Source organism: Micromonospora sp. NPDC002411 (genome assembly GCF_053592955.1).
The window spans coordinates 1-11,057 of the sequence record NZ_JBSFBM010000231.1; the positions used below are offsets into that span (position 1 = coordinate 1).

The 11,057-nt window shown below is 73.7% G+C and carries 10 protein-coding genes; 6 read left to right on the top strand and 4 right to left on the bottom strand.

Going from position 1 to position 11,057, the window contains the following annotated elements; all coding sequences use genetic code 11:
• A partial coding sequence (locus ACWCO3_RS24130) for a serine/threonine-protein kinase (protein ID WP_450012168.1) occupies positions 1-974 on the bottom strand: 974 nt, incomplete at its 3' end.
• Between the two features lie 211 nt (positions 975-1,185).
• Between ACWCO3_RS24130 and ACWCO3_RS24135 the strand changes: the two genes are divergently transcribed.
• From ACWCO3_RS24135 to ACWCO3_RS24155, 5 genes are all read left to right on the top strand, one after another.
• The gene (locus ACWCO3_RS24135; RefSeq protein WP_088989807.1) at positions 1,186-1,416 is read left to right on the top strand and encodes a hypothetical protein; all 231 of its coding nucleotides are present in this window, start codon (positions 1,186-1,188) and stop codon (positions 1,414-1,416) included.
• Positions 1,417-1,535: 119 nt separating this feature from the next.
• Positions 1,536-2,276 carry a response regulator transcription factor gene (locus ACWCO3_RS24140; RefSeq protein ID WP_425280578.1) on the top strand — a complete coding sequence of 247 codons (741 nt, stop codon included), beginning with the start codon at positions 1,536-1,538 and terminating at the stop codon, positions 2,274-2,276.
• A gap of 10 nt (positions 2,277-2,286) precedes the next feature.
• Entirely contained in the window at positions 2,287-3,759 is a 1,473-nt protein-coding gene (locus tag ACWCO3_RS24145) for a sensor histidine kinase (RefSeq protein WP_450012170.1), read from the top strand.
• Between the two features lie 44 nt (positions 3,760-3,803).
• Entirely contained in the window at positions 3,804-6,074 is a 2,271-nt protein-coding gene (locus ACWCO3_RS24150) for an ArnT family glycosyltransferase (RefSeq protein WP_450012172.1), read from the top strand.
• Positions 6,071-7,354: a glycosyltransferase gene (locus ACWCO3_RS24155; protein ID WP_450012174.1), complete on the top strand. Its 1,284-nt coding sequence runs from the start codon at positions 6,071-6,073 to the stop codon at positions 7,352-7,354. Before ACWCO3_RS24150 ends, ACWCO3_RS24155 begins: the two co-directional genes overlap by 4 nt.
• A gap of 10 nt (positions 7,355-7,364) precedes the next feature.
• On the opposite strand, the gene ACWCO3_RS24160 is transcribed toward ACWCO3_RS24155, so the two are convergent.
• From ACWCO3_RS24160 to ACWCO3_RS24170, 3 genes are read right to left on the bottom strand one after another with little or no spacing between them, the layout of a single operon-like run.
• The gene (locus ACWCO3_RS24160; protein ID WP_244311731.1) at positions 7,365-8,483 is read right to left on the bottom strand and encodes an FUSC family protein; all 1,119 of its coding nucleotides are present in this window, start codon (positions 8,481-8,483) and stop codon (positions 7,365-7,367) included.
• A gap of 36 nt (positions 8,484-8,519) precedes the next feature.
• Positions 8,520-8,894, bottom strand: a complete 375-nt coding sequence (locus ACWCO3_RS24165) for a sensory rhodopsin transducer (RefSeq protein ID WP_208745037.1) — start codon at positions 8,892-8,894, stop codon at positions 8,520-8,522.
• Positions 8,894-10,108 carry a D-arabinono-1,4-lactone oxidase gene (locus ACWCO3_RS24170; RefSeq protein ID WP_145782525.1) on the bottom strand — a complete coding sequence of 405 codons (1,215 nt, stop codon included), beginning with the start codon at positions 10,106-10,108 and terminating at the stop codon, positions 8,894-8,896. The genes ACWCO3_RS24165 and ACWCO3_RS24170 overlap by 1 nt, the downstream gene beginning before the upstream one ends.
• A 119-nt stretch (positions 10,109-10,227) precedes the next feature.
• On the opposite strand from ACWCO3_RS24170, the gene ACWCO3_RS24175 reads away from it, so the two are divergent.
• On the top strand, positions 10,228-11,057 hold an 830-nt coding region (locus tag ACWCO3_RS24175; RefSeq protein WP_450012177.1), incomplete at its 3' end, for a trehalase-like domain-containing protein.

The following is an 11,057-nucleotide window of genomic DNA, read 5'->3' on the forward strand; positions in this document are numbered from 1 at the left end:
GCGAGCAACAACTGGAGCGTGAGCGTGGAACTGGCAGGCATTGGCGCGGTGCTGTTCGACATGGACGGCACCCTGGTCGACTCGGACGCGGCCTGTTCGGTCCACGCTGAGGGTGGGGCGGGCCGCCGGGCGGTCGGGATCGTCATCGGCACGTACACCCGGGCGTCCACGGCCTCGGCCAGCAGCAGTGCCGCCATCAGGCTGGTCGGGCGCCGCTCGGGCTCGTCGGCGAGGCAGGAGTGACACAGGTCGGCCACCTCGGGCGGGAGCCCGTCGATCGCGGGTAGCCGCTCCGGCGGCTGTCGGCGGCGTACGCCGAGCAGTTCTCTGGCGGTGACCGCGTGGTACGGCAGGCGGGCGGTGAGGCTGTAGTAGAGCAGCACGCCGAGGGCGTACATGTCGGCGGCCGGGGTGGCGGGCTCCCCGTCCAGCTGTTCGGGGGCCAGGTACGCCGGGGTGCCGACCACGATCCCGTCGGGCAGCGGGTCCGGGGTGCCGGTGGGGACGGCGATGCCGAAGTCGAGGACCTTCACCCCGGCCGGGGTGAGCATGACGTTCGCCGGTTTGACGTCGCGGTGGACGATGCCCTCCGCGTGTGCGGCGGCCAGCGCCGCGGCGACCTCAGCGCAGACCCGCACCGAGATCCGCCAGTCCAGCGGCCCGGCCCGCAGGTGCGCGGCGAGCGTCTCACCCTCGGCCAGTTCCATCACGATGTACGGCACCGGGCGGCCGGGCAACGTGGAGGAGGTGCCAAAGTCGTGCACGCTCGCCACGTTCGGGTGCACGAGGCGGGCGGCGGACCGGGCCTCCGTGCGGATCCGTTCCACCGGGCTGTCCTGGTCGTGGGGACCGGGCAGGATGAGCTTCACCGCGACCGGCCGGTCCAGCACCTGGTCGTGTGCCCGCCACACCTCGGACATGCCGCCCACGCCGATACGCTGCTCGAGCTGGTACCGCCCGTCCAGCGTGCGCATCGACCACTCCTCGTTCACGCCCCGCCGACGACGGGTGCTGGGGTCGCGGTACCCGAGCGCCGAGCTGGGCAAACCGGCGCGGGTCGCGCTGGGCACACCGAGGGCGGGCCGGCCTGCGCACGTCGCTGCGGCGCGGCGGCCGGTGCGGTAGCTTGCGAGCCAGAGCCGGTGTCACCCACTGTGCCGGCACGGTCACCCGAGAGGCGCCGCGATGAGCGAGGTCACCGTACGCTTCGTCGGCGGGCCCGCGGACGGCCTGGTCCGGCTGCTGCCGGCCGGGTCGGACGGCGCCCCACCGCAGCGTTGGATCATGCGGCATCCGGACGGCACCGGTCCGGTGCAGCCCGGCCCCGACCACCTCTACGAACGCGACCGCCCGGATGGGACGGGCGGTTGGAGCATGCGCTTCGTGCGCACCGACGCGTACGGGGTGTCCGAGTGACCACGAGGCGGGGCTGACCGGTGGCGACGCCGGAGTCCCGTCGACCCGGCCGCACAGCTGGCACACAGGCTCCGCAGGGGCGTGGCACAGGCGTGGCGGCCACGATGGGCGGCATGGTCATGAACGGGCAGGCCGCACCGAGCCGGATCGAGCTGCGCCGCCCCGACGGGGAACCCGTCCGGGTGCTGGTGGTCGACGACGAACCCACGCTCACCGACCTGCTGTCGATGGCCCTGCGTTACGAGGGCTGGCAGGTCCGTAGCGCCGGCAACGGGATGGCGGCGTTGAGTGCCGCCCGGCAGTTCCAGCCGGACGCTGTGGTGCTCGACGTGATGTTGCCCGACCTGGACGGCTTCCAGGTGCTGCGTCGGCTGCGCGAGTACGCCCCGACCGTGCCGGTGCTCTTCCTGACCGCCCGCGACGCCGTCGAGGAACGCATCGCCGGGTTGACCGTGGGCGGCGACGACTACGTGACCAAGCCGTTCAGCCTGGAGGAGGTGATCGCCCGGCTGCGCGCGCTGCTGCGCCGCTCCGGGTTCGCGGTCGCCGCCCGGGAGGACGCCGTGCTGACCGTCGGCGACCTCAGCCTCGACGAGGACAGCCACGAGGTACGCCGAGCGGGCCAGTTGGTCACGCTCACCGCCACCGAGTTCGAGCTGCTGCGGTACCTGATGCGCAATCCGCGTCGGGTGCTCAGCAAGGCGCAGATCCTCGACCGGGTGTGGAACTACGACTTCGGCGGCCAGGCCAACGTGGTGGAGCTGTACATCTCGTACCTGCGGAAGAAGATCGACGTCGGCCGGGCACCGATGATCCACACGCTGCGCGGTGCGGGCTATGTCCTCAAACCCGCGGAGTGACCGCCGACCGATGCGTGCCGCCCGACGGTGGCTGGCCGGCCGCTCCCTGCGTACCCGACTGGTGTTCGCCCTGCTCGCGCTGCTGGCGGTGGTCAGCGTCGCGATCGGTGGCCTCACCACGGTGGCGCTGCGGCACTTCCTGATCGACCGGCTCGACGCCCAGTTGGCGCCCGCGACGGCCATGCGGGGTGACCGCCCGGGGCGGCCGGCCTTCCCGGGTAACGGACCCGGCGTGCCACCCGGGTCGCCGTCCGGCACGGTGGTCGCCGTGATCACCGACGGGCGGGTGACCAGCGCCCGGACCCTGACCGACAGTCCGTCCAGCGGCGACCCGTTCCCCGACGAACAGGCCGTCCCGGTCGGGGACGTCGCCGCGCTGGCGGGCCTGCCCGTGGACGCCGAACCGCGCACCGTCGACCTCGGGGCGCGCGGCGACTACCGGGCTGTGGCCCGGCAGTACTGGGACGGCCGGGTACGCGTCGTCGCGATGCCGCTGTCCGGGGTGCAGGAGACCGTCTGGTGGATGGTGGCGGCGCAGGCCGCGGTGGCCGCCGTCGGGCTGCTGGTCGCCGGCGCGGCCGGCGCGCTGATCGTCCGGGCCACGCTGCGCCCGCTCAACCGGGTCGCCGCCACCGCCACCCGGGTCACCGAGCTGCCGCTGGACCGGGGCGAGGTGGCGCTCGCCGTCCGGGTCCCGGAGGCGGACACCGACGCGCGCACCGAGGTCGGTCAGGTCGGCGCGGCGTTGAACCGGATGCTGGGGCACGTCGCCGACGCGCTCTCCGCCCGGCAGGCCAGCGAGACCCGGGTACGCCAGTTCGTGGCCGACGCCAGCCACGAGTTGCGGACTCCGCTGGCGGCGATCCGCGGCTACGCCGAGGTGGCACGGCGGGGTCGGGACGAGGTTCCCCCCGACGTGGCGCACGCGTTGCGCCGGGTGGAGTCGGAGAGCACCCGGATGACCAGGCTCGTCGACGACCTGTTGCTGCTGGCCCGCCTCGACGCCGGTCGGCCGCTCGCGGCGGACCCGGTGGACCTGACCGCGCTGGTGGTGGACGCGGTCAGCGACGCGCACGTCGCCGGCCCTGATCACCGCTGGCAGCTCGGCCTGCCTGAGGTGGCGATCCGGGTGCCCGGCGACGCGGCCCGGCTGCACCAGGTGGTCGCGAACCTGCTGGCCAACGCTCGGGTGCACACCCCACCCGGCAGCACGGTGACCACCACGCTGGCCGTCGAGGACGACAACGCCGTGTTCACCGTCGCCGACGACGGGCCCGGGGTGCCGGCGGAGCTGCAACCGGAGATGTTCGAACGGTTCGCGCGCGGCGACAGCTCCCGCTCCCGGGCGCACGGCAGCACCGGCCTCGGCCTGGCGATCGTGGCGGCCGTGGTGGAGGCCCACCGGGGAACGGTGGGTGTCGACAGCCGCCCAGGTCGGACGGTGATCACGGTGCGGCTGCCGAATCCCACAGCTGACGCATAGTCGGCGCACGGCGTCCCGCCAGCCCCGCCGCCGAGGCTGACCGCATGGACAGAACCGAGACCCTGCCGACGGCCCCCGCCGAGCCCGAGCCGTCGACGACCACGCGCCCCGACGAGCACCCGCCGCCGCGTCGCTCGCCGGCCTGGGCCCGGCCCGCGCTGGCTGGCCTGCTGCTCGCCACCGCTGTGCTCTACCTGTGGGGCCTGGGCGCGTCCGGCTGGGCGAACTCCTTCTACGCCGCCGCCGTGCAGGCCGGCTCGGTCAGCGGGAAGGCGTTCCTCTACGGCTCGTCGGACGCCGCCAACTCCATCACCGTCGACAAGACCCCCGCGTCCCTGTGGCTGATGGCCATGTCCGTGCGGGTCTTCGGGTTGAACAGCTGGGCGATGCTCGTCCCGCAGGCGCTGTGTGGCGTCGCCTCGGTCGGCGTGCTCTACGCGACGGTGAAGCGCTGGTACGGGCCGGCCGCCGGTCTGATCGCCGGCGCGGTCCTCGCGGTCACTCCGGTGGCGACGCTGATGTTCCGGTTCAACAACCCCGACGCGTTGCTGGTCCTGCTGCTGGTCGCCGGGGCGTACGCCACCGTCCGGGCGGTGGAGTCGGCCAGCACCAGGTGGATCGTGCTCGTCGGTGTGCTGGTCGGCTTCGGCTTCCTCACCAAGATGCTCCAGGCGTTCCTGGTGGTGCCGGTCTTCGCCGGTGTCTACCTGCTGGCCGCGCCGACCGGGCTGTGGCGACGGATCCGGCAACTGCTGCTGGCCGGCTTGGCGGTGGTGGTCTCCGCCGGCTGGTGGGTGGCGCTCGTCGAGCTGGTCCCGGCCGGCGCCCGCCCGTACATCGGAGGGTCGCAGGGGAACAGCATCCTGGAGCTCACCCTCGGCTACAACGGCCTCGGCCGGATCACCGGCGACGAGGTGGGAAGCGTCGGCGGCGGAGGCGGGCGCCCGGGAGGCGGCGGTCCGTTCTCGGGCCAGACCGGCATCCTGCGCATGTTCGGTGGCGAGGTCGGCGGTCAGGTCTCCTGGCTGCTGCCGGCCGCCGCGATCCTGCTGGTCGCCGGGCTGCTGGTGGCGGGCCGGGCGGCCCGTACCGACCGGACCCGAGCCGGGTTGCTGCTCTGGGGCGGCTGGCTGCTGGTCACCGGCCTGATCTTCAGCTTCATGTCCGGGATCTTCCACGCGTACTACACAGTGGCGCTCGCCCCGGCGATCGGTGCGTTGGTCGGCATCGGTGTCACGCTGCTCTGGCACGAGCGGCGACCGGCTGTCACCGGGAACCCAGCGGGTGATCCGGTGCCGGCGTCCGCCGACAGTGCCGCTGCCGGTTCGCGACGGCAGCGGTGGCGTCCATTGGCGGCCACGGCGACGCTCGCCGGCACTCTCGCGGTCACCGTCTGGTGGGCATGGGCGCTGCTCGGGCGCAGCCCCGACTGGTACCCGTGGCTGCGGGCCGTCGTGCTCGTCGCCGGTCTGGTCGGCGCGGCGCTGCTCCTGCTGGTGACCCGGCTTCCCCGCCGGTCGGTGCCGGTGGTGCTCGGCCTGGGCATCGCGGCGGCCCTCGCGGGCCCGGCGGCGTACGCGGTGCAGACCGCGGCGACCCCGCACACCGGGTCGATCCCCAGCGCCGGCCCGTTCGTGGCGGGCGGATTCGGCCGGGGCGGCTTCCCCGGCGGGCGACCACCGGGCGGGATGGAACTTCCGGGCGGCGGTCAGTTCCCGGGCGGGGGCCAATTCCCGGGCGGGGGCCAGAACGGTGGCGGTCAGTTCCCGGGCGGCTTCCCGGGCGGGGGCCAGTTCCCCGGCGGCGGTCGAGACGGCGGGGGCCAGAACGGCGGGGGTCAGAACGGCGGCGGTCAGAACGGCGGCCAGGGGCCGGGCTTCCCCGGCGGTGGCCGCAACGGCGGGCCCAACGGCGGCCAGGGACGCTCGGCCGGTGGGGGAATGGGCGGGCTGTTGGACGCCCGCGAGCCCAGCGCCGCACTGCGCGAGTTGTTGGAGCGCGACAGCGCCAATTACACCTGGGTGGCCGCCACCATCGGCTCCAACAACGCCTCCGGCTACCAGCTCGCCACCGGAGATCCGGTGATGCCGATCGGCGGGTTCAATGGCAGCGATCCTTCGCCGACGCTCGCCCAGTTCCAGGGCTACGTCGCCGATGGAAAGATCCACTACTTCGTCGGTGGTGGCGGTTTCCGGGCCAACGGCGGCAGTTCCTCCTCCCAGGAGATCGCCGCCTGGGTCGCGGAGACCTTCACGGCGCAGACCGTCGACGGTGTCACCGTCTACGACCTGAGCACCGGCACGGAGGCGTCGTGACCGCGCTGAACGCACAGCGGGCCGCCGTCCAGGCCCGACCCAGCGCCGCCGGCGCGGTGCTGGACGTGGTGATCCCGGTCTACAACGAGGAGGCCGACCTCGGGCCGTGCGTACGACGGCTGCACGCCCACCTGACCGAGCACTTCCCGTACCCGTTCCGGATCACCATCGCGGACAACGCCAGCGTCGACGACACCCCGGCGATAGCTGACGGTCTCGCCACCGAACTGCCCGGCGTCGACGTGCTGCACCTTCAGGCCAAGGGGCGGGGAAGGGCCCTGTCGGCGGCCTGGTCCGCGTCGTCCGCGCCGGTGCTGGCGTACATGGACGTGGACCTCTCCACCGATCTGGCGGCGCTGCTGCCGCTCGTCGCACCGCTCATCTCCGGCCACTCCGACCTGGCGATCGGCACCCGCCTGGCGCGTACCTCCCGGGTGGTACGCGGTGCCAAACGGGAGGTCATCTCCCGGGCCTACAACCTGTTGCTGCGTGGCGCGCTGGCGGCGCGGTTCTCCGACGCGCAGTGCGGCTTCAAGGCGATCCGCGCCGACGTGGCCGGTGAGCTGCTCCCGTTGGTGCGCGACACCGGCTGGTTCTTCGACACCGAGTTGTTGGTGCTCGCCCAGCGGGCCGGGCTGCGCATCCACGAGGTGCCGGTGGACTGGGTGGACGACCCGGACAGCCGCGTGGACATCCTCGCCACCGCCCTGGCCGACCTGCGCGGGGTGGGCCGACTGGGTCGGGCGTTGCTGACCGGCGCGCTGCCGTTGACCGCCCTACGTGCCCAGTGGGGCCGAGGGCCGCTGACCGTGCCGTCCGGCCGGGGACCGCTGACCGTGTCGCCCGGCCGTGCGCCGCTGGTCGGTCCGGCGACTCAGGTGCCCTTCGGGTTGCCCCGGCAGTTGGTCCGGTTCGCGGCGGTCGGGGTGGCCAGCACCCTCGCGTACCTGGTGCTGTTCGTGGCCACCCGGGGCGCCCTCGGCGCGCAACCGGCCAACCTGCTGGCGCTGCTGGTGACCGCTGTGGCGAACACGGCCGCGAACCGTCGGCTGACATTCGGCATCACGGGGCGTCGGGACGTGGGGCGGCATCACGTGCAGGGGTTGCTGGCTTTCGCGCTCGGTCTGGCGTTGACCAGTGGCTCGTTGGCCGTCCTGCACGCGGTTCACGCCGTGCCGGCCCGGCCGGTGGAGCTGGCCGTGCTGGTGGCCGCGAACCTGGCCGCGACCGTGCTGCGCTTCGTGCTGCTGCGCCTCGGCATGCACCATCGGCGCGGCTGAGCGGCGGCGGTCAGTCGGCGGCGGCCTCACGGACCAACCGGCGTGCCTCGTCGTGGGGCACGCCGGTGGCCCGCAGCAGGTCGTTGGCGGCGGTACGCAGCTGGGACACCACGATCGTCCCGGAGAAGCCCAGACCCTGCCGGCACGCCCCGCCCGCCTCCCGGACCGCGCGCAGCACCCGCGCGCGGGCCTGCACGGGCTCCTGGCCGGCGAGGAACTCCCGGTTCAGCAGTCGGACCGCCTGGCCCAGGTGCTCCACCGCCGCCGGCAGGTCCGCCGGCACCGGCTCCTGGTCGCGCAACGTGGTGCCGATCCGGCGGACCAGCCCGCGGCTGTTGCGGAAGGCCCGCTGCATGTGGGTCACCCCGCCGCGGTACGCGGCGATCGCGCGTCGCCGACGCCACCGCACCGGCGAGAACCGGACCACCTCGTCGGCGGCGTTCGCCACTTCGGTGAGTCGTTTGAGTGTCGGGTCGGCGGCGCGCATCCGCTCCAACGTCGCCTGCGCGCGTCCGGTGTCCGCCTCCGCGAGGGCCTGCGCCGACGCGGTCATCTCCCGGGCGAACAGGTCCAGGGCGGGTTCGGCGGCCCGGCGTACCGTCCGCAGCGGGTTGATCGGCAGGAGCACGAGCATCACCAACAGGCCGGCCGCCCCGCCCACCAGTGCGTTGATCGTGCGCGGCCACTCCAGGTCGGGCGCGCTCGGGGTGAGGGTGGCGATCAGCACGGCCGTACCGCCGGCCTGGGTCATCAGCGCTCCGGTGCCGCGTACCAGCACCGCGGCCGCGATCGCCAGGAAGACGATCACGCCGGTCTGCCACGGCCCGGTGCCGAAGAGGCCGATCAGCAGGTCACCCGCGCCGATGCCGAGCACCACCCCGGCGACCAGCTCCAGCGCGCGGTGGGCGCGCCGCCCGAGGGACGCCGCGATGACGGCGACGGCGGCGGCCGGCGCGAAGGTCGGTTCCGGGTTTCCGAGGACCTCGCGGGCCACCACCCAGGCCAGGGCGGCGGCCAGCCCTGCCTGCAACGCCACGATGAGGTACGTCTGCAACCGCCGGTAGCCGCCCCGACCGGCCTCGACGAGCCGGGCACGCAGCCCTCCGGGCGACCCGGCCGTCGTCGTCATGGTCGCGGTTACCCGACGCGACCGGGCGCGAACCTGTCAGGCCGGGTACGCCATGGTCGCGGCCAGCGCCACCACCCCCGGCAGGCGGGTGTCCTGGCGCAGGAACTGCACCACCACCGGCACCGGGGACCGCAGCAGGGCGCCGTACGGTCGGTCCAGCCGTACCGCCTCCGGGTCGATCAGGTCGTTGAGCCGGACGTGGCGTACCCGGCGGGCGTCCACGGGCAGCGCGTACGGGCCGACGGGCTCGGCGTCCTCGTAGTAGATGTGCAGCTCCACGTCGGCGCGCCTGTCGGTGGTGTTGAGGACGCAGAGTTGGTCGAAGCCGGTGAACTCCGGCTCCGGGCCGTTGCTGGGGAACGGGATGTGCCCGCCCGGCACGACCCAGAGGCAGGCGCCGACGTCGGGCATCAGGTCTCCTCCAGCAGTCGGGCGAGGTCCGGGCTGAGGAACACACCGTCCGGGTCGAGCCGGCGGCGGGCCGCCTGGAAGTCGTCCCAGCGGGGATAGAGGGGCCGCAGGTCGCCGGCGGTCAGCCAGTGCTTCTTGCCCCAGTGCGGTCGGCCCCCGTACTGGCGGAACACCGCCTCCATGTCCCGGAAGTAGTCCTCGTACGGCAGGGAGGTGTTCTGCAGGCACGCGATCGTGGTGGTCGGCCGCCCGTACGCGTTGCTCAGCCAGATGTCGTCGGCGGCGATGCTGCGCACCAGCACCCGCCAGCCGGCGACCTTGCGGTGCCGTTGCATGATCCGGGCTCGGACCTCGGCGAAGCAGGCCGGGAACGCCTCCGACGGCAGCATGTACTCGATCTCCTCGAACCGCAGGTCCCGTTCCTGGGGGATGGTGCGGTGGATGGGCCCGGACCGGATCTCGTGGGGCGCGCCCCACGGGCCGGAGTCCGGCACCCGCGGCGCGGCCCACACCCGCACGTCGGGCCCACCGTCGACGCGGTTCAGGGTGCGGATCTGGGTCTGGTCGCTGCGCGGGTACCAGTAGAAGTCCATGTTGCGGTTGGTGTGCTGCAACTCGGCCAGGTGGTCGAGGGTCCACTCGACGTGCGCGCACCACGCTCGACGGCGCAGCTCGTAGCGGGGCTGCACGTCCAGGGTGACCTGGGTGACCACCCCGAGCGCGCCCAGCGACAGACGGGCCGCCGGCAGCAGGTCGGCGTTGTCGTCAGCCGAGATGTCCAGCACGTCGCCGGTGCCGGTGACCAGGCGGACGCCGGTCACCTGGGTGCACAGGTTGCCGAAGCCGAGGCCGGTGCCATGGGTGCCGGTGGCGGTCGCCCCGGCGATCGACTGGTAGTCGACGTCGCCGAGGTTGTCCATGGCCAGCCCGGCGTCGTACAACCCCTCGCCGAGGGTCTTGAGTTTGGTGCCCGCCCACACCCGTGCCCGGTCGTGGTCCTCGTCGATGACACCGGCGAGCCGGTCCACGCTGAGCAGGATGTCGTCGGTGCGCGCCAACGGGCTGGACGAGTGACCGGACCCGACCGGGCGGATCGTCCGGCCGGCCTCCCGCGCGCGGACGACCAGGTCCCGTACCGCGTCCTCGTCGGCCGGCTCGGCGTGCTCCCTCGGGGTGAACGAGAGGCTGCCGGACCAGTTGACGAACCGTCGCATGCGGGGGACTACCCGGCGGCGCGACCGGTAGTCGCCGACGGCTGTTTCCGGGGTCCTGCGCCGGGTAAGCGCGCCGCGTGCCGGTTCCCGGCTTGACCACCCCCGTGCCGGTCCCCGGCTTGTCCAGCTCTGTGCCGCCGATCGACTCGTACGCGTTCCTCTCCGACACCCACACCGGGGCACTCGTCGGCGCGGACGGCACCGTCGACTGGTTCTGCGTGCCGCACTTCGAAGGTGACGCGGTCTTCGCACGCCTGCTGGACCGGCGCGTGGGTGGCGCGTTCACGCTCGCGGTCGACGGCTGTGCCGAGCCGGTCCGCCGCTATCTGCCCGGCACGCTGGTGCTGGAGACCGTGTACCACGCGACCGGGGGCAGCGCGGTCGGTCAGGACTTCCTGGCGGTCCGCGCCGGCGACGCCGCCCAGCCGTTCCGCGCGGGCATGCTGCTGGTACGCCGCCTCACCGTGCGCCAGGGTTCGGTGCGGGTGCGCGCCGAGGTGACACCTCGCACCGGCTACGGCGCCCACGCCGTCGAGTGGCACCGCGACGGCGACCGGTGGGTGGCCGCCGACGCCGGGCTGGGGCTCCGCTCGACGCTGCCGTTCCGCGTCGACGGGGCGACGATGCGGGCCGAGGCGGTGCTGCACGAGGGGCAGACGGTCGACGTGCTGCTCGACTACGGCGCAGGCCCGGCCGAGGCGGTCGACTCCGCCGAGCTGTTGGCGCAGAGCTGCCGGACCTGGCGCGAGTGGTCCGACCGCGCGGACTACACCGGCCACGGCAGCGACCAGGTGCGGCACAGCGCCACCGTCCTGCGGGGGCTGTCCTTCGACGAGACCGGGGCGTTGCTCGCCGCGCACTCGATCGGCGGCACGTACCACGGGCGACCGGTCGGCTCGCTCGCCGACCTGACCACCTTCTCGTTCTTCCCCACGAAGAACCTGACCAC

Bases quoted from the DNA above. Each gene is read 5' to 3' on its own strand.
- ACWCO3_RS24135 (WP_088989807.1), top strand. From the start codon at position 1,186: ATGAGCGAGGTCACCGTACGCTTCGTCGGCGGGCCCGCGGACGGCCTG.
- ACWCO3_RS24150 (WP_450012172.1), top strand. From the start codon at position 3,804: ATGGACAGAACCGAGACCCTGCCGACGGCCCCCGCCGAGCCCGAGCCG.
- ACWCO3_RS24140 (WP_425280578.1), top strand. From the start codon at position 1,536: ATGAACGGGCAGGCCGCACCGAGCCGGATCGAGCTGCGCCGCCCCGAC.
- ACWCO3_RS24160 (WP_244311731.1), bottom strand. From the start codon at position 8,483: ATGACGACGACGGCCGGGTCGCCCGGAGGGCTGCGTGCCCGGCTCGTC.
- ACWCO3_RS24165 (WP_208745037.1), bottom strand. From the start codon at position 8,894: ATGCCCGACGTCGGCGCCTGCCTCTGGGTCGTGCCGGGCGGGCACATC.
- ACWCO3_RS24145 (WP_450012170.1), top strand. From the start codon at position 2,287: ATGCGTGCCGCCCGACGGTGGCTGGCCGGCCGCTCCCTGCGTACCCGA.
- ACWCO3_RS24170 (WP_145782525.1), bottom strand. From the start codon at position 10,108: ATGCGACGGTTCGTCAACTGGTCCGGCAGCCTCTCGTTCACCCCGAGG.